Origin of the sequence: Nonomuraea sp. NBC_00507 (assembly GCF_036013525.1) — a bacterium.
In the GTDB taxonomy this organism is placed as follows: Bacteria; Actinomycetota; Actinomycetes; order Streptosporangiales; family Streptosporangiaceae; genus Nonomuraea.
Genome location: NZ_CP107854.1, coordinates 182,608 through 198,862 on the forward strand (window position 1 = coordinate 182,608; position 16,255 = coordinate 198,862).

Genomic DNA, 16,255 nt, shown 5'->3' on the forward strand with positions numbered 1-16,255 from the left:
GGTGACCGTGCGCGGCCATGGCCGTCCGGTCGGCGTCCTCCGATGCCCAGGCCGGTCCGGCGCCCAGATTCACCGGGGCGGTCGAAGGGTCGAGGCGCCGGTCGCGGGATGGCGCCGTGGGCGGAGACGGAGTCGACGGCGGAGCTCCTGGGTCAGTGGCGGGCGCGAAGCCATTGGTGGGTGGCGACGTCTGCCTCGAGCCCTCGGTGGAGGTTGGCTTCGAGGCCGCCGGCTCACCGGCGGCCTCGGCCACGGGGGTCCTGGCCTCGGCGAGCTGCCGGGCCGCGACACGGCTTCGGCAGGGGCGCGGGAGCGGTTCGTCGAGGATGCGGTCGGCGATGTCCTTCGTGTGCGTCGGATGGCGGCCGAGCGCGCTGGCGGACCGCAGCCGCCCGCGAAGGCCAGCGCCGCGTTCTCGCCGCAGCCCTGGCGGATAGGGACGAGGCTGAGACGGCGTTGTGGGCATGGTGGACACAGGCGGAGTCCCCAATCGCGGCGTGGCGGGCGTTGAGGAGAGCGGCCATGGCCGGTGGTGGCGATCCGACAGGCGAGCCGGCGGGCTGACGTTGGGCCAGCAACTCGGACTGGCAGACGGTGGGCTGGTGCTCGACCCGGGACGATGCTCGCCTGATCGCCCGCGCGTACATGGCGCATCGCGGCCACTAGACCCGCGCCGACGTGGTGCTCGGTGTCGAGGTGGTCGAGCGCCGGCTCACCGGCGAGGCGCCGGTACGTGGCCCCGACGGGCGCGTCGTGCGGCCCCCAGCCTGAGTGAGGGGGTCGGTGCGGGGCCGCGGTGTCGAGACGCGGGCCTGGGCGGGTTGGCCGCCGCTCCTCCCGTCGGAGAGGCGCATGAGTCCGGCCCCACGCCTGCCGGCGGGCCGGCGCCCGGACGTCCGGCCGCCGGCGTCACCGGCGGCCGCGGTCGAGCGCCGGCCGACTGGGTGCGTAGCGAGCCGACGGCGGTGCAGTCGAGCGCGCCGGCGCCCGGGCGGCGGGTTGAGGATTGTTGGTCGCGGCGTTTGCCCTCAGCCGTCGAGTGGACCCTCCACGCTGCGGTGGGCTGGTACGGCGGGGGCCCGCGCGGCCGCGGCTGGGTCGGTCTGCAGGTGGTGCCGGCGGCCGCCGGTGGGCTCGGTGTCGCGGGCCGGTGGCGTGCCCGGGTGCTCCATCGGGTGTGGCGGTGGCTGGGCCGGGGCTGGTCGTGGTGTTGGTGTGCGGAAAGGCGGAAACGTGGTGTGCGACACGCGGGTTGGGTGCTGTGTTTCTGTTTCCGTTTCCGGCATGATCGTGCGCCATGACGACGAGTCGTGGTGGGCGCCGTAGTAAGGGGCCGCGTAAGGCGACGATGGTGCGGGTGCCGGTCGCTTTGCATGGCGAGTTGGTCGGTGAGCAGCGTCTGGGGGGTTATGAGTACCTGGGCGACTATCTGGTGGATGTGCTCGCCGATCGGCGTAACCCGCTGGCGTGGACCGCCGACTCGCGGTTGAGGGGGTTGGTCGAGGACGCGGCGGAGGATGCCGGGGTGTCGGTGGCCGGGTTTGTTGAGCTGGTCGTGGCGCAGGTTCTGGGCCACACGCTCGACCCGGCGCTCGAGGAGGCGGCCGATCCGACGGCCGGCTTCGTGGGCGGTTCTGGTCAGCAGCTGCTGCCGTTGACGAATGTCGCCTGAGCCGTTGTTGACGCGGCCGGAGGAGATGGTGATGGCATAAGAAAAGCCCCGCGGGGCGGGGCGTTTCTCAGTTGACGTGACGACCCACCAGGTCGTTCGGCTCCCGAATGCTTGCCGGCGTAGAGAGCTGAGCGACGGAGTGGTTCGTCCGGCGTATTCACCGACCTGACGCCTGAGCGGCGCCGCGTCGGCCCTTTGTCATACCTCCAAGTGGAGCCAGGAGGTCTCGCCATTATGGCAGGCGACCGCGTGGCCATGCCAGCATGCCCGCGATCAGAAACCGCCGCGTGTCCGACAGGCACGCCTAAACCAACCCATCACCAGGCCCGCAAGCAGGCCCGTCATCGGGGCGGTCCGGGCGCCGGGTGGCGGCGTGTCACCGGCGTGTCGGACCGGGGCAGTTCCGCGGGGAGTCTCGCGACGGCGCAGTCGAAGGCGCCTTCGACTGCGCCGTCGAAGGCGCTGATCTTGGCGTCGGTGCCGCGTGGGATGCGCCGTGCGGCGTCGCAGAAGGCGTGGCTGTGCGCGTTGAAGGAGGATCCGGAGGTTCTGGGCCTGCGCAGCGACGGCTACGGCAACCTGATGCGCGTGGCGCGTGACATCGCCTGGCACGCCGACTGGGCGACCTTGTGTTCGCGGCCGACCCGGGCCGGCATCGCCCAGCGGACCGGTCTGCACCCGGACACGGTGCGGCGCTGGGTGCGCTGGCTGCGCGGGCGTGGCTGGCTCGGCACGGTCGAGGAGGGCTCCACCGCGCGTTACCGCCCTCGCCCCCGCCCCAACTCTCATACGGTCGCGGGCAGCCTGGGCGATGACGGGCTGGGCAACCGGGCGGCGGTGTGGGTGTTGTGCGTGCGGCGCCGCGGCGCCGCGAAACCGCCTGGCCAGCGCGCTGACCAGGCGGAACGGATAACTGCACCCCCTTCTGTTACTCCCCCTGGGGGAGTAACAGACGATCCCACGCACACGCGCGAGACGCACCACCGCCGCTTCCGTGATCATTCCCGCATTTCGCCGGCATGGCAGCTGCACACGACGCCCCGGACCAAACGCGACAGACTCGCGGCCTGCGAACGGCTCCGCCAGGAGTCGCCCGTGTTGCGGCTGATGACGGCCTGGTATCTGCGCTGGCTGCTCAAGCCCGTCCTCGAGGCGGGCGCGACGGTGGCGGACGTGCTGCATGCGCTGGACGTGCGTGAGGACGACAGCCGGTGGACGTACACGTGGTTGAGCACGGCCGAGATCCGGCATCCGGCAGGCTGGGTGCGGCATCGGTTGTCGGCGTGGATCGGGCCGGACGGCCGCGTGCTGCCGTTGCCGTCGCAGCGGCGGGCGGCGGCCGAGGTCCGGCGGCGTGCTGCGCAGCAGGCTCCGGCGTGGTCGCATGCGGTGCTGGCGGCGGAGAAGGGGCTGAAACCGCCAGAGCTCGAGCCGAGGATGTCGCCGGCAGAGGCAACGGCCCCGGCTCCTCGGGCGGGAGAGGCTGCTCTCGACCGGGATGACATGAGCCACACGCGGGGCGCCGCTCTGGCGCGCATGCTGCTGGAAAAGCGCGGGCTCCCCACGATCAACCGGCTCAAGCTGTCGCGGCGGGATGACTGGCGCGAGGAGTTGGAGCGCCGGCGCCGGTTCGCCGAGGCCTCCGCCCAGCGACGGTGAACGGTGGACTACGCCGAGGGCGTCGAGCTGCTGCGCGATGCCCTGGCGCGGGCCGGGCCGCGGGCGGCCGAGGCGCTCCGCAGGCACGAGCAGGATGAAGTTCGCCGGCGCGAGCGCCGGGCACGGCTGCAGGACCCGAATCGGTGGGCGCGGGCCGATGCGGCCGCGGTTGCGTCGATCGAGAACGCCGCGCTGGAGCGAGCGACAGGGGTGCGTGAGCGATGGGCGGAACAGCAGCAGGCGTCGGATGAGCAGGAGCGACGCCGAGCGGAGTCGTTGGCCCGGGCGCGTGCACGGGCGCGACGGGAACGCGGGGAGCACAGCGCGTGATGCCCGACCCCCCGACGAGAGGCGCCGGCTCACCGGCGGCCGCGGCACGTGGCTCACGGTGGCCAGGGCGTTCGGGCGACGCGGGCCGTCGTGGTTGTTCGGGTAAGGGGGAGGGGCCCATGGCGGGCTGGCTCGCCGATGAGCCAGGCGGTGCCGGGACGGTGTGCGGCTTCCGCGGCGTTCGTCGCTGTACACCGCCGGGCGTGGTGACTCGGGCGTGGCGGTGCCCTGCTGAGTGGTCGTCCTGTCGCTGCCCGCCGTCGTGGTCGTCCATGTCCGGTTCCTCCTCGTGGGGATCAGTCCGGGAGGCGTGCCGGGGGAGGCGTGAGCGCGTGGATGGCGGCTTACCGGCGGGCCGCCGGCGCTGGGCATGGAGGGCCTGGTGGTCGTCCGCGGTCGGGCGGGTGGCCCGGGCGCGACCGGGATGATGTCGGTCAGGTGGCGTACGCGCGCACGGGGCGGCATGGACGTCTTCGCCGGCGGTCGAGTGGTACCTCCTCGAGGCTCCAGGGCGGTTCGACAGGTTCGGCTGGGGGTGCGGGGTGCGTGGTCATCTGGTTCTGGCTTGCCCTGTGCCTGTGCAGTGCGCGCACGTGTCGTCGCCGTCGCGATGCGCGTTGCGACATGTCGCCACCTCGTCCATGATCATCCGGAGTAGCCAGTCCAGGTGCCCGGCCTGAAGGCGGGCTGGCTGGCGGCCGCCGTTGTCGTGTTCGATGATCAGGGAGGCCACGGCGGGCTCGTCGTCGGTTGGGTAAGTGTTGACCAGCGAGTGCAGGGCCGTGGCCAGTGCCGCTGCGGTGATCTCGCTCTCGTCCATCATGGAGTTTCCTCCGCGCCCCTGTTTAGCGTCGGACGATCAGAATGAGATCGTCGGGGTTGTCGGCTTGTTCTGTGGTTGCCGCGTGGGCGAGGTGGGCGAGTTCGTCAAGCAACGCGGCCAGGCGTTCTGCGGCGGGTCCGGCGGGTGACTCACAGGCTGCCAGCGCCGCGTGGAACTGGTCGACGGTGCAGGCCTGGGCCGTGCCCAGATTCAGCTCGTGCGGGGTGTAGGGGAGCGCCAGAAGCGCCTCCAGCTCGTGTCCGCGCACGCTGCTGGTGTGGACGGCCGCGACGATGCGGCCGCGGGTGCGGTTACAGGCGGTCAGCATCCACATGTGAGGTCACCTGCCGTACGTGCAATCGCAGAGCCAGCACCCAAGATCGGCGCTGTGGGCGTCGAGGCCGTGGCCGCAGTCGCGAGGGCACGGCAGGGGTGGACCGTCGACCAGGCGCTTGAGGTCGTCGGCTTCGGCGCGGTGGTCGCTCCAGGCTCCTGCGGGGCTGTAGATGCGGTCGGCGGTGTTGCCGGCGGCGAGGGCCTCTTCCTGGCTGAGGGTGCCGACCTCGATCGGCAGGTCGCCGGCCTCGGCCTCGACTCGTGCGAGCGCGCGATGGACGAGGTCGTCCATCGTCTCGGTGTGGCCGTGCGCGATGTCGGTGGCGTCGATGAAGAGGACGAGCGGGTAGTGGCCCGGCTGATCGTCGAAGAGGTGGAAGACGGGCATGACGGAGGGGTCGGTGGCGTCGACGCGGGCGGCCGCGGCGGCCAGGCGCTCGATGAGGTCCTGTGCGGCGGCGCGGGGCAGGGGCGCGGCGGTCTTGACGGTGACGAGCAGCGGCACCGTCAGTGGCAGCGGCGTCGGGTCGGGCACGGTGTGCTCCCTTGCGGCGGAACGGTCGAGGACGAGGGCGGTCGGGCTGTGCGGCAGGGTAGCGGGGCTATGTCGGCAGCTGGGGACGATCGGCAGGTCCCCGAGGAACGAGGGCTCCACGGGGACGCGTGGTTGATGGATGGACGAAGCAGTGATCATGCCCGGTTGCGGGGAAGCGGCTCGCGGTACTGTGCCCGCCGCTCCACCAGGAGGCCGCCGCGCGCCCAGCCGTACATGGCTGCTATGAGCACGAGGAGGACTGTGCGGGGAGGGTGGGGCTGGCCGGTGTCGGCGGTGACTGCGAGGACGAATGCGCTGCCCACCATGGGGAGGGTCAGGAGAGCCGGGGCACGGTGGCCGTAGAACCCGGTCAGCGAGGTCGCGAAGAAGTTCACGGTCAGGAAGAGAGCCCAGTGGGGGAGAAAGAGGGTCATCGTCGTTCTCCTAAACACCATTTAAATAGTAAAATACATCAAATAAGGTAGGAGTCAATGCTTTGGTTCACGTCGTTTTTAGTGCCCTGGGGGCGGGCCTGTTGAGCGATCACGCGGCGTGGTCGCACGAGTGTGGCCCTCCCGGCGGCCACGGCGTCCAGGCGACGGCGCTCAGCGGGGGCCGCCGCGGGTGATTCAAGGGACCGGTGACGGGTGGCCCTGGGCCCTGATGAGATACCAGCAGGTGCCTGTTGCGTGGCCGGGCTCACCGGCGGACCGCCGGCGCAGAAGCCTCGAGGCCTTGGCGGGTGACGTGGGTCCTGGCCTCCGAGCGTGCGCGGGCTGCGTACGGGGCAGCGTGCGGGGACGGCCCTGTCATCTCACGGCGGCCCTTGGGCAGGGCCGGTCGGCGGCAGGGCTGGGGTCGGAGGTGCTCGAGCGAGGCGCGGTCTGCCGGCTTCTTCGGTCGGTGAGATAGCCGTTTGAGCATGTTAGATGTATTGCATCTGATTGGTTTGTCTGCGTAGCCTCATGCCGTCTCGCCCCCGTCCGGCGCCGAGAGGAGAGCCGCGTGTACGACCCGATCATCGTCCACGGGTTGAACGTCTGGCCGGAACGCGAGAGCGAAGCTGCCCCGCGGTTGCCGGAACGGGAGGGCGCGCGAGGTGATCAGCGCTCGGACGCTCGCCGAGGTGGTCGGCCATGCGATGAGTGCGGGCATGACGCCCGCCGAAGTCACCGCCGCGGTGGTTCGCGCGCTGGGCGAGCACAGCATCGGCCAGGTCACCGTGCCCGGAGAGGACCTGGCCGTGCTGGTCGAGGTCGCCGCCAGTTACCTCGACATGTGCGAGCCGCCGCCCGAGCGGGAGACGGCCGCGCTCGAATCCATCCGCGCTCACCTTCAAGGGCTGGCATGACGCGCCGTCTCACCGTCGGCCGCCTGGCGGTCTGCGTCGAGCCGCGAGATCTGTGGGTCGGCGTCTACATCGCCCCGGACTCGGTCTACATGCTCCTTTTCCCCATGCTCGTCTTCCGCTGGAGGAGGAGGCCCCGTTGAATACCGCCACCTTGTACGACGCGCTCGAACGGCACTACCGTAAGCCCCGCGCTGTCCGCGATGGGGAGATCTTGCTTCGCGAAGTCGAAGCCCCGGGCACGCCGCCCGGGGCCGGCGGGCGGGCGGACCTGGTCCGGATCGGGCTGTGGCCCTCCCGCGGCCTGGCGCTCGATGTGCACGAGCTCAAGGTCTCGCGTGCTGACTGGCTGCGAGAGCTTGCCGACCCCGGCAAGGCCGAGGCCTGGTGGCCGTACGCCTCGCGTTTTTGGGTCGTTGCCCCCGCGGGCGTCGTCCAGCAGAACGAGCTGCCCGCCGGCTGGGGGCTGATGGAGCCTCCCGCCACCGCGAGCCGGCGCCGGTTCAGGGTCGTGGTGGAGGCGGAGGCGAAGGAGCCGGCGCTCACGCTGGAGCTGCTGGCCACCTTGGTCAGACGGACGGACAACGCCCGCTTGACCGAGATGGACCAACTGCGTGAGCAGCACCGCGACGCGCTCTACAAGGCCGTCACCGACGCCCGGGAGCGTGCGGCCCGTCATGCGGCCGAGGACGTGCCGCGTCGCTTGGCCCTGCTCGAACAGGTGGAGAAGCTGATCGGGGCCACGCTCGACGACTACGCCTGGGGCGATGGCACTCGCCTGGACCGGATGAGTCCGCACGAGTTGGCGACCGCGCTCGTCGACTGCGGTGACCACATCCGGCTTCAGCAGCGGCAGGCGCGTGTGGAGGAGCTGACGGGCCGTCTGGCCAAGACGGCGAACCTCGTGCTCGAGGCGATGCGCAAAGGTGGGTGACGGCAGTGGACGGGCGTGAACGGCAGGACGTGAACGAGCGCGCCAAGCTCGCGCTCATGGTGGCGGCGGACGAGCTGCTGCCGTCAGCGTCGGAGGTGGTCTGGTGATCCGCCGCTTCTGGCGCTGGTTGTTCGAGCCCGTTACGCGACCGTTCGCCCCGGGCTTCGTCGCTTTCCTCGCCGCTTTGTCACTGACGACCTTCTCGGTTTCGCTCTGGTTTGTCTGGTACGCGTTGGAGACGGGGAACGGCCACGTCCTGCTCATCGTCGCCGTGTTTGCGGTTCTCGGGCTCGCCGATCTGGTCCGCAGATTGATGAGGTCGTCCCGGTGAACGCGACAGTAACCGTCCTCTCCGGCGAGGGCGAAACCGAGCAGCTCCTCGCGTTCGCCCGCGAAGTGGCGGCGCTCGAACGCCACTACCGCCAACCCGGCGGCGTCCGCGACGGCGTGATCCTCCTGCCGGTGGTGCCCCAGTGAGGTGGTATCCGGTTCGCACCAGCACCGAGTACCCACGCCCCGAACCCGGCCAGCTCATCGCCTTGCGCCACGCCGTGTGGCGAGTTGAAAAGGTACAGGACCTGCCACTGAGCGACACCGACCGGGACAAGTGGCTGGACGCCGGGATGCCCAACATAGCCACTTGGCGGCGGCGCCCCTACCGCGTTCGCGCTCAGTGGGTCGCTGGCGCCAAACCGGAGTGGCTCACCGCCGCCCAGACCAGCGCCCAGATGGACATCCCTGCTGACACCTACATGACCTGGCACGTATACGAAGGGGGCCGGTGGCCGCAGTGCTCCTGCTGTGGCGAGCCGATGCCATGCTGGGCCGAACTGGAGGACGAGCAGATCACCGCCAGCCTGAACCGGGTCGCCAAGATGGAGGCGATCCCGCCGGGAGCGTGCTGGGCCTGCGCCGAACCGATCACCACCAGGCAGAAATCCATCACCTACCCCGGCGACAACCTCGACCTGCCCGGCGGGCAAGAGCCGCGCTTCCACATCCGTTCCCGATGCCGCTCCTTCGCGGAGCGGTACGAGGAGCAGTGGCTGGCGGCAGACCCACGTCGCCAGCGGCTACTGACCTGGCCATCGTGCGGCGGCATCCTGCTTGTGCACGCCGACGGCGACAGCGAGTGCGTGGTGGGCCGGGACCCACTCGGCCGTGACCGCGAGCCAGTCCCGGACTGCCGGGGACACGACACCCACGACCACAGCGTGTCCGTCGCCTGCTACGTGCGGGACGACTACTTCGCCGGCTTCTGGACCGATCGCTGCCCGCGCGGTTGCGATCCACGCAATCACCCGGGGGCGGCGCCGCGACGACGCCCTGAACGACGGTTCCCGGACCCGTTGGTACAGGAAGGGGAACTCCGCTGATGGCCAGCCTGCCGCGAGTCGCCAGGGAGTCGGTGCTGTGCCCTGGGCACCGCGAGCGTGCGCCGGTGCGCAGGCGACGTCCTCGTCGAGCGCGCCGGCACGCGGTGGTTTCCTCTTTGCTCGGCGCCGGCTCACCGGCGACTGCGGCGTCCAGGCGGCGCTGCCCTGGGCCGGATCGCTGGATCACTGCGTAGATGGACCGGTGGCCGGTGGTCCGAGGGACCGGAGTATGGCTCTGGCCGGCCTGGCTGCAGCGGCCGGTCGGCTGCCTCTTCGGCGGTCGGCGAGTGGGCCGGTGCGGGTGACATCGGGTGGTGTGGGCGAGGGGCGTGCTCGGCAGGGGGAGCGGGCTCTCGGTGGTGTCCTTGTCATGGCCGGCTCGGGCGTGGTCCGGGGTTGCCTGGTGGTGGTCCTGCGACCGACGCTCGGTGCGGCGGCTGGTGAGCCGGTGCCTGCCGGGGCTTCTCGGCGCCTGGCGGGTGGCCTGCGTGGGGCCGGGTTCAAACGCCGGCGGCCCGCGGAGGCGCAGGGCGCCCTCACTGGGGTGGTGAGTTTGCGCCTGCTGTGCTGTGGGTGTGGGGTCTTGGCGTGCCTGGATGGTGCTGCCGGGCGCTGCCTGTTGTACGGCGGCGGTCAGGGCCGGGGCGCCAGACGATTGAGGGACCACGGGGCGGCCTTGGCGTCGGGAGGCACGGGATGCTCGAGGATCTCCCGCGGGCGCCGGTTCACCGGCGGCCGCGGTACGCCGGCACTCGGAGGCGGCACGCGATGTTCCAGGCGACCCGGCGTGAAGCGACACGGGCGGCCGCGCAGGCCTCGCTCGCCAGGAGCTCGGCACCGGAGTCCGGCAGTTGATCTGGGAGAACGCTTATGGGAACGGGGCCTTGTCCGGCGCCGCACCAGCGATGCAGAGCAGCGTACGCCCGAAAGGCGCCGACGCTCTGCGGCTGGCCGGCGTGGGGTGGTGCTCGTCCGCGGGCCCTCGGCGGCGTTGGCGACGCGATCCTGGGTTGGGTTGCTGCAGCTGGCGCCGGCGGCCGCCGGTGAGCCGGCGCCGCGGCGGTTTGTTGGCGGCCGGGGGCGGCGCGGATGCGGCGGTCTGGGACCGGTGGCGGGTGGCCCCGGGGATTGGAGCGCGGCTCGGCGATGCTCCGGGGGCCGACCGTCAGAGATTGGAACTGTCAGCTACTCGAACCTAGGTGCCTGCGCTCTTGAAGTTCCTGACCGAGGTCAACGACGTCGCCGATCGTGAGCCCTAGGGTGCTGGTCTCGGTCTCGGCGAGATGTTCCATCGCAAGGTCGTACTGCTCGCACTGGACGCACATGGTGATCTCCGGGTTCGGTGGGCTTACTGTCTGGGTCTGCCCGATCGGGCAGGCTCGGGGGCGAGGTCGAGGACCGCCTCCAGGTGTTGAACGGCCTCCTCATAGCGATCCACTGCCGCGACTTGGTCCGCGACGCTGGCCTGGACAGCCTCGATCAGCTCGGCCTCTTCGGGGGTCAGGTCATCCATGGCTTCATTTCCTTTCACGGAAGCCGGGCTCGCGGAACCTGAGGCCGGCCGCATCGAGGCGGGCTTCAGCCTCAAGCCGCGGGTCGTGGGTGTGCGCCAGGTCCAGGCACGGGGGCGTCTAGCTCTGCCTGAATGGCGGCCTGTTCGGCGCGGTCGGTCGGGCCCGGGATGGTTGTGGGCTGCTGCCCAGGTATTGGGGACGTGACCAGGTGGCCGGCGGCGCCGGGTGAGCCTGCCGAGCTCGGGGCGACGCCGTCGGCGGGGGGAGCCGACGTCGGTGAGCCGGTGCCGGGCTGATCCTCGCCGCCGCGGTCTGCCTCGAGTCCCCTGCCGGGCGCCGCGGCCGCCGGTGAGCCGGCGGCCACGCCGGCGCTGGCGGAGGTCCGAACGAGGTGATCGTCGATGGTCAGCGTGGGGGAGTGAGCGGTCATCAGGTGCCAGACGTGGTTCCGCAGTGCTCGGCGTCCAGGTCGGGCTGTTCGGTGGTGTCTTCGTGGGTGTCTTGGTTGGGGTCGTGGTGCGGCTGGTTGTCGATGGCGGTGAGGTGGTCGCGGCGGATCCGTTCCACCATCGCGTCCCGCTGTTGCCCGGCCGTCTTGATCCGGTGGTCCCATTCGTGCGATCGGGCCAGCTGGACGGCCTCTTGCGGGGAGACCTTGTCGTTGGCGGCGATGAGCGCGGCCGACAGCACCGTCATGAGGTGGTTGCCGCCGTTGTCGCCGGAGAATTCGGCGGCGTAGGTGGCGATCGTGTCGAGCAGCGCCTGGACCGGGTCCGGTGTGGGGTGCACCGGTTGCGGCTCGGCCAGGAGCTCGTCGGCGTCGAGGTCGAGGTCGGCGAGCGCGGTGTCGATCTCGTGGCGGGCGGTGCCTGGGATCAGGTCCAGTGGCACCTCTGGCCGTCCGATCCGGAGCACTGTCTGCAGGGCTCCGTACAGGGTGTGGCCGGCGGGCGTGTGGATGCGGGTGGCGGCGTCGGTCGCGAGTGCGGTGACGATGCGGTCGATCACGCACGGCGTGTCGGCGTGTCGGGCAGCCAGCCAGGTGTCGACGTCCTGCTCGGATACCTCGGGCAGCAGGTCGATCAGGGTGAGCAGGTGGGCGGCCGTGTCGCGCTGCAGCGGCAAGGTGACGTCGATCCGGTTGGGGTCGGCCAGCCATGACAGCAGGACGCGGGACGCGGGCGGCGTCGCGGCCCAGGAGCTGAGGAGTGCGAGAGCTTGCCGATCCTGTGCGGTGAGCCTGGTGCAGTCGGCGGTGGTGACGTTTCGCAGCGCGTCGGTGATGTCGAGGACGTCGAACGCGGTCAGCTGCTGCTGAGGTTCGGCCGTGCAGGTGAGCAGGTGGGCCAGGTGGGGGGCCTTGTTGTGCGCTTCGTCGAGCATCTTGTCGGCGAGGGAGTGCAGCGTGGACGCGTGGCCGGCGTTGAAGCTGTCCGGCTCGTACAGCGCGTTGCTGATGGCGGTCCTCTCCTCATCCGACAGGTCGCAGATGATCTGGATGCTGCGGAACGTCAGTTCGTCGTCGTCGGTCACCGTGCCGATGGCGGCGTGGCGGACGGCCTTGGCATGGCGGGCGTTCAGCCACGCTTCGCCCTCGGCGTCGCTCGGGTCCGGCAGGGTGTCGTCGCCGTTGACGTGCAACAAGTGCATGGCCAGCGCGTCCGACATCGGCAGCGTCGCGGTCTCGTTGGCGAGCTTGGCGGCGAGCATGCGGGTGATGCCGCGCAGCCTGGGCGCGTAGGTGAGCAGCGCGAGGGCCTGGCGATCGCGGGCGTTCAGGCTGGTGCAGTTCCAGGCGACGGCGTTGCGGATCGCCTCGGCGATGTCGAAGACGTCGAACGGCGTCAACGGGCTGGTGGTCTGCGTGGTGTCGGGAGCGGCTGCGGTGATGGTGGTCACGATCCGCGTCCTTTCAGCATGTGGAAGAAGGGTTATACTCCAATTTGATATTAAAATACATCAATAGATGGCGGTGTCAATGCCGTGGTCCGAGGTGATGTGGCACATTTGCGCCCGCCGCGCGAGCGCGCCGCCAGGTACTGCCGGGGGCGTGTGCCTATGACGTCGGCGTGCCACAGCGTGCACCGTCGGTTAGTGCCTTGCGACGAGCTCGAGGTTGGTGTGCTCCTCGAGGGAGTCGGCTCACCGGCAGCCTCGGCGCCGGCGGTCCTGCAGGGAAGCAGCGCTACGAGGTGGTCAGGGCTCGACGGGTGACCTGTTTGACTCGGCCGGTTGCGCGGCCGCGGAGGTGGAGATCCTGCAGCTGGTCGACCGACGCCGGTGAGCCGGCGCCGTGGTGCGGTGTCGCAGGCGGGGCCGGAGCCGGGGTTTCGGCGCCTCCGCGACCGTCGCGGTGCAACCTCCGGTGTCACGATGCCCGGCCTCGTCCTTGTCGGCCTTGAAGATAGGTTCAGCGGCCGGCTCGCCTGTGGGCCAGCGTGCCCTCGAGGAGCACACCAACCTCGAGCTCGTTGAAAAGCGCCGGCAGCGAGGCTGTCTGTGGGCCGAACCGGACCATGGGGGGCTGTCACCCCTGGGGATAGACGTCTGTGAGCGGAGGTTGGTCGAGGGCGCTCCGGAGCGGGCCTGCGGCGGCCGGGCTGGCCGGCTCACCGGCGGGGTGCTGGCGTGCGGGAGCGTCGAGGCGGGCTGCCGTCGTGGTGAGGCTGTGAGGATCCCGGCCGAGGCCGCCGACCGCAGGGGAAATGATTTTTAAAGCCCTCAATTTATGGGGTGCGGGAAATCTTTTCTTCTTCCGAGATTTCCAGAAGGGGCCTTTTGCATTGGGTGTCGATTCGGACCGACGACCGCGCAGAGGGTCCCCGGGTGAGGCAGCTGCCGTCAGGGGAGGTGCCGGCGTGGTCGTCGGTCTCCGTCCTTGCGTGGAGCTGGAGGATGAGGGTGCCCGTGGAGCCCCGGGTGGTGGGGGCGGGTTTCCTCGTCCCGAATCGTCAGGCTGTGCGGCTAACAGAGCCTGATAAGGGTTGGGGCGCACGCTCCAGACCAAAGGAGAAGTGAGCCGTTAATTTGAGCCCCGACGGAGCTCGTGGATCCACCCTGCCTCCCAGAAGAGTGTTGGAGAGGAAAGTGGGACGAAGCCGGACGCTGTCGGCCGCTCGGCGACAGGGTGGCGTTGACCAGGGCCGGAGCGGGGATTGTCAGGCCTTGTCGCGTGAACAGCGGACAATCGCGCCGGCGGTTGGACGGCGGGGGCTGGCCGGCTGACAAAGCACCGACAGGTACGCAGGGCGCGTGTAGGGGCAAGCCGGGCACGATGGAGGGAACGGGCGCGCGCGGGCAATCCCCACGGCTAGGGGACGCGCGATGACCCGGAGCTCCAGACCAATACGCGGTTCCCCCGACGAAGTGAGGTCGCTATGCATGAGTCCCGTACCCCCCGTCCGACGGTGGACGTGCACCCGTCCTCGCCCGCGGCCGACCAGCCCGCGGGCGAGGACGAGGAGGACAGTCCGGCCGAAGGCGGTCCGGCCGGCGGTAGCGGCGCTGTCCTCGAGCCGGTCGCGCCACCGGAGAAGGCGCCGGTCAGCGCGACCGGGCAGCCCGTCCCGCAGCAGCCCAGTCCCGAGGCTGCGGCGCACGCGTCCACGGGCGCCTCCACGCCCGTGGAGAAGCTGCCGTGGTGGTGGTTCGTCAGCTTCTTGATCATCTTCGGGATGTTCTCGGCCCTGGTCGTGGTGCTGGTCGCCAACGGCCAGCCCCTGCCCGTGGCCCTCGGGGTTCCGGGCGCGTTGAGCGCGGCGGCACTCGGCGTGCTGTCATGGCTGCGCCGGCTGGCTCACCGGCGGCAGGCCTGAGAGGGGGCCGCGATGGGAAACAAACGCAAGCCGATCCTCGATGACGGCCCCATCGGCCAGTTCGCCCAGCGGCTGCGGGACCGGATGGACGAGGTCGTCCCCGCGCTGACCTTCCGCGCCATGAAGCAGAAGGCGTTCTGCTCGCACGCGGTGCTGGCCGAGGCGTGCGCGGGCAAGAAGCTGCCGAGCTGGGTGGTGACCGAGGCGTTTGTCCGTGCGTGTGGCGCCGACGACGCCGAGGTGAAGGCCTGGCACGAAGACTGGCTGCAGACACAGCGGTCGGTTGGCCGGCTGCGGCGCAAGCTCGGGCAGGCCGATGTCGTGGTGCCCACGCACACCGACACCGGCCTGCCGGTCCGCGATGGCCGGTTGCGGCCGGTCGAGGTGGACCTGGCCGACCCGGAAGCGTGCGTGCCACGGCCGGAGACGATCCAGACCTTCGACGACCTGCTCTACCAGCTGCGGGTCCTGAGGATCGCGGTGGGCAATCCGAGCCTGCGTGATCTGTCCCGGCACACGAGGGTCCCGGTCAGCACGCTCGGCAACCTGTTCAGCGGCCGGCGTCCCAGCTACGAGGTGTTCATGCAAGTGGTGACCACCTTGGTCGGACCGGACGGTCTGGGAGGCGAACGCCAGGTCTGGCGGGAGGCATGGACGCGGGCTGAGTACAACCGGATACGCCCGGACTTGACCCGGCGCCGCCGGGTCGGCAATGTGTTCATGCTGTCGGAGCAGCAGGACGCGGGGCCGACCGCCGGCATCGTCGCCGAGTTGCCGCCTGGCGTGGCCGCGACCCTGCTCGCCAGCCTGCCCCAGCATGTCGCGGCCGGCATCATCAGCGAGATGCCGCCTGCCAAGGCGCAGGCGGTGCTCACGGCGATGTGGCAGGTGCACGGCACGGTTGAGGCAGACAGCGCCACCGCGAGGAACGGTGCGCAGAACGGGGCGTCGCAGGAGCAGCCACCGGGCCGTGCGATACAGGCACGCGCGGCCGGGTAGCTCCGGGCCGCGCTCGGCGGGCGGCCCAGGTCCTGGGCTCGGGCTCGGCGCCCGCCGAGGTCTGCTCCCACGTCGGGCTATTCCACACGTGGAGGGCGGCGGTGATGCTGTGGGTCCGAGCCGCTGAGGTACATCGGCCGGTGCCTTTCGTCGAGTAGAGGTTGTGCTCCTCGAGGGCGCCGGCTCACCGGCGGCCGCGGCGCCCAGCGAGCCGGCAGGGGAGCAGGGCGACCAGGTGGTCGGGGCCTCGACGGGTGACCTGTTTGGCTCGTTCGGTCGCGCGGCCGCGGTGGAGGTCCTCCAGCTGGTCGACCGCCGCCGGTGAGCCGGCGCCGCGTGTGGTGCCGCGGGGCCGGGGACTCACAGTCGACGTACGACGGTGTTGCCCGGCAGGGCGACGGGGCGGTCGCAGGCGGTGCAGGTGTAGCCCGCGGGAGTTGTCGCGACGTGCTGGCTGTCAGCTTGCCCATACACCAGGACCGCCCCATCTTTCGTGAGGCGGGTGGGGTGGGAGAACACCAGCAGCGTCCGCTCGGCGATGCGATTGTGGGCGCCGCAGGCCGGGCAAATCATGTGGCCGTTCGCGAAACGAACCTCACTGGCCTCGGGTGGCGTCATGCTCATGGATCACGGTCCAGGTCGTTGGGCCAACAGGTGGTAGGGGTGTCAGGTCCGGTCGTTGATCTGCTTGAAGAACCAGGCGCCGGGGCTGTCGGCCTCGGTGGCGAGCCAGTCGGCGGTGCCGTCGTCGGTGCTGTGGGCGATGTCGGCGATGATGCCGGCCAGGGTGGTGTCGCTGTCGACGAGGTGGCCCAGGCGGGTGGCGGCGCGGGTGTAGACCTCGTCGTCGCCGATGATGGCGTCGGCCACGTCGGAGTCGAAGTGGTCCTTCAGGTGCCGGGTCGTCGCCTCGA

At 70.7% G+C, this 16,255-nt stretch carries 21 protein-coding genes; 12 read left to right on the plus strand and 9 right to left on the minus strand.

Annotated features, from left to right (window positions below):
- Positions 1–1,028: 1,028 nt before the first annotated feature.
- Positions 1,029–1,172 (minus strand): hypothetical protein, encoded by a 144-nt coding sequence (locus OHA25_RS60955; RefSeq protein ID WP_327591276.1) that lies wholly within the window; start codon positions 1,170–1,172, stop codon positions 1,029–1,031.
- Between the two features lie 185 nt (positions 1,173–1,357).
- Between OHA25_RS60955 and OHA25_RS60960 the strand changes: the two genes are divergently transcribed.
- The 3 genes from OHA25_RS60960 to OHA25_RS60970 all read left to right on the plus strand — a co-directional run bounded on the left by OHA25_RS60960 (position 1,358) and on the right by OHA25_RS60970 (position 3,661).
- Positions 1,358–1,672, plus strand: coding sequence for a hypothetical protein (locus tag OHA25_RS60960; protein WP_327591275.1), 315 nt, complete (start codon positions 1,358–1,360; stop codon positions 1,670–1,672).
- 477 nt (positions 1,673–2,149) lie between these two features.
- Positions 2,150–3,331 carry a hypothetical protein gene (locus OHA25_RS60965; RefSeq protein ID WP_327591431.1) on the plus strand — a complete coding sequence of 394 codons (1,182 nt, stop codon included), beginning with the start codon at positions 2,150–2,152 and terminating at the stop codon, positions 3,329–3,331.
- Positions 3,332–3,334: 3 nt separating this feature from the next.
- The gene (locus OHA25_RS60970) at positions 3,335–3,661 is read left to right on the plus strand and encodes a hypothetical protein (protein ID WP_327591272.1); all 327 of its coding nucleotides are present in this window, start codon (positions 3,335–3,337) and stop codon (positions 3,659–3,661) included.
- 550 nt (positions 3,662–4,211) lie between these two features.
- Here the strand turns inward: OHA25_RS60970 and OHA25_RS60975 are convergent.
- From OHA25_RS60975 to OHA25_RS60990, 4 genes are all read right to left on the minus strand, one after another.
- Positions 4,212–4,484: a hypothetical protein gene (locus tag OHA25_RS60975; protein ID WP_327591271.1), complete on the minus strand. Its 273-nt coding sequence runs from the start codon at positions 4,482–4,484 to the stop codon at positions 4,212–4,214.
- Positions 4,485–4,506: 22 nt separating this feature from the next.
- Entirely contained in the window at positions 4,507–4,818 is a 312-nt protein-coding gene (locus OHA25_RS60980; protein WP_327591270.1) for a hypothetical protein, read from the minus strand.
- Positions 4,819–4,824: 6 nt separating this feature from the next.
- Positions 4,825–5,355: a hypothetical protein gene (locus OHA25_RS60985; protein ID WP_327591269.1), complete on the minus strand. Its 531-nt coding sequence runs from the start codon at positions 5,353–5,355 to the stop codon at positions 4,825–4,827.
- A gap of 155 nt (positions 5,356–5,510) precedes the next feature.
- The gene (locus tag OHA25_RS60990; RefSeq protein ID WP_327591268.1) at positions 5,511–5,789 is read right to left on the minus strand and encodes a hypothetical protein; all 279 of its coding nucleotides are present in this window, start codon (positions 5,787–5,789) and stop codon (positions 5,511–5,513) included.
- A 665-nt stretch (positions 5,790–6,454) separates the two neighbouring features.
- Here OHA25_RS60990 and OHA25_RS60995 point away from each other — a divergent pair.
- The 6 genes from OHA25_RS60995 to OHA25_RS61020 all read left to right on the plus strand — a co-directional run bounded on the left by OHA25_RS60995 (position 6,455) and on the right by OHA25_RS61020 (position 9,013).
- Positions 6,455–6,706: a hypothetical protein gene (locus tag OHA25_RS60995; RefSeq protein ID WP_327591267.1), complete on the plus strand. Its 252-nt coding sequence runs from the start codon at positions 6,455–6,457 to the stop codon at positions 6,704–6,706.
- A complete protein-coding gene (locus OHA25_RS61000; RefSeq protein WP_327591266.1) occupies positions 6,703–6,846 on the plus strand; it encodes a hypothetical protein in 144 nt (47 codons plus the stop codon). The genes OHA25_RS60995 and OHA25_RS61000 overlap by 4 nt, the downstream gene beginning before the upstream one ends.
- On the plus strand, positions 6,843–7,637 hold the full coding sequence (locus tag OHA25_RS61005; protein ID WP_327591265.1) for a hypothetical protein: 795 nt from the start codon (positions 6,843–6,845) through the stop codon (positions 7,635–7,637). Before OHA25_RS61000 ends, OHA25_RS61005 begins: the two co-directional genes overlap by 4 nt.
- Before the next feature lie 103 nt (positions 7,638–7,740).
- Complete coding sequence (locus OHA25_RS61010) at positions 7,741–7,968, plus strand: hypothetical protein (RefSeq protein ID WP_327591264.1); 228 nt, start codon at positions 7,741–7,743, stop codon at positions 7,966–7,968.
- Positions 7,965–8,114, plus strand: a complete 150-nt coding sequence (locus OHA25_RS61015; protein ID WP_327591263.1) for a hypothetical protein — start codon at positions 7,965–7,967, stop codon at positions 8,112–8,114. Before OHA25_RS61010 ends, OHA25_RS61015 begins: the two co-directional genes overlap by 4 nt.
- Entirely contained in the window at positions 8,111–9,013 is a 903-nt protein-coding gene (locus OHA25_RS61020; protein ID WP_327591262.1) for a hypothetical protein, read from the plus strand. The genes OHA25_RS61015 and OHA25_RS61020 overlap by 4 nt, the downstream gene beginning before the upstream one ends.
- 1,348 nt (positions 9,014–10,361) lie before the next feature.
- Here OHA25_RS61020 and OHA25_RS61025 read toward each other — a convergent pair.
- Complete coding sequence (locus tag OHA25_RS61025; RefSeq protein ID WP_327591261.1) at positions 10,362–10,526, minus strand: hypothetical protein; 165 nt, start codon at positions 10,524–10,526, stop codon at positions 10,362–10,364.
- A gap of 430 nt (positions 10,527–10,956) precedes the next feature.
- A complete protein-coding gene (locus OHA25_RS61030) occupies positions 10,957–12,426 on the minus strand; it encodes a hypothetical protein (RefSeq protein ID WP_327591260.1) in 1,470 nt (489 codons plus the stop codon).
- A 1,478-nt stretch (positions 12,427–13,904) separates the two neighbouring features.
- Here OHA25_RS61030 and OHA25_RS61035 point away from each other — a divergent pair.
- The 3 genes from OHA25_RS61035 to OHA25_RS61045 all read left to right on the plus strand — a co-directional run bounded on the left by OHA25_RS61035 (position 13,905) and on the right by OHA25_RS61045 (position 15,666).
- Positions 13,905–14,342 carry a hypothetical protein gene (locus OHA25_RS61035; RefSeq protein WP_327591259.1) on the plus strand — a complete coding sequence of 146 codons (438 nt, stop codon included), beginning with the start codon at positions 13,905–13,907 and terminating at the stop codon, positions 14,340–14,342.
- A 12-nt stretch (positions 14,343–14,354) separates the two neighbouring features.
- Positions 14,355–15,341, plus strand: coding sequence for a helix-turn-helix domain-containing protein (locus tag OHA25_RS61040; RefSeq protein WP_327591258.1), 987 nt, complete (start codon positions 14,355–14,357; stop codon positions 15,339–15,341).
- Between the two features lie 163 nt (positions 15,342–15,504).
- Entirely contained in the window at positions 15,505–15,666 is a 162-nt protein-coding gene (locus tag OHA25_RS61045; protein ID WP_327591257.1) for a hypothetical protein, read from the plus strand.
- A gap of 35 nt (positions 15,667–15,701) precedes the next feature.
- Here OHA25_RS61045 and OHA25_RS61050 read toward each other — a convergent pair whose 3' ends face one another.
- Both OHA25_RS61050 and OHA25_RS61055 read right to left on the minus strand, forming a co-directional pair.
- Entirely contained in the window at positions 15,702–15,965 is a 264-nt protein-coding gene (locus OHA25_RS61050) for a hypothetical protein (protein WP_327591256.1), read from the minus strand.
- A 42-nt stretch (positions 15,966–16,007) separates the two neighbouring features.
- Positions 16,008–16,255: hypothetical protein (locus OHA25_RS61055; RefSeq protein WP_327591432.1), on the minus strand; the 248-nt coding region annotated here is incomplete at its 5' end.

Coding starts and splice junctions, on each gene's coding strand:
- OHA25_RS61050 (WP_327591256.1), bottom strand. CDS start 15,965: ATGAGCATGACGCCACCCGAGGCCAGTGAGGTTCGTTTCGCGAACGGC.
- OHA25_RS61040 (WP_327591258.1), top strand. CDS start 14,355: ATGGGAAACAAACGCAAGCCGATCCTCGATGACGGCCCCATCGGCCAG.
- OHA25_RS61035 (WP_327591259.1), top strand. CDS start 13,905: ATGCATGAGTCCCGTACCCCCCGTCCGACGGTGGACGTGCACCCGTCC.
- OHA25_RS60975 (WP_327591271.1), bottom strand. CDS start 4,484: ATGATGGACGAGAGCGAGATCACCGCAGCGGCACTGGCCACGGCCCTG.
- OHA25_RS60990 (WP_327591268.1), bottom strand. CDS start 5,789: ATGACCCTCTTTCTCCCCCACTGGGCTCTCTTCCTGACCGTGAACTTC.
- OHA25_RS60980 (WP_327591270.1), bottom strand. CDS start 4,818: ATGTGGATGCTGACCGCCTGTAACCGCACCCGCGGCCGCATCGTCGCG.
- OHA25_RS61000 (WP_327591266.1), top strand. CDS start 6,703: ATGACGCGCCGTCTCACCGTCGGCCGCCTGGCGGTCTGCGTCGAGCCG.
- OHA25_RS61025 (WP_327591261.1), bottom strand. CDS start 10,526: ATGGATGACCTGACCCCCGAAGAGGCCGAGCTGATCGAGGCTGTCCAG.
- OHA25_RS60955 (WP_327591276.1), bottom strand. CDS start 1,172: ATGGAGCACCCGGGCACGCCACCGGCCCGCGACACCGAGCCCACCGGC.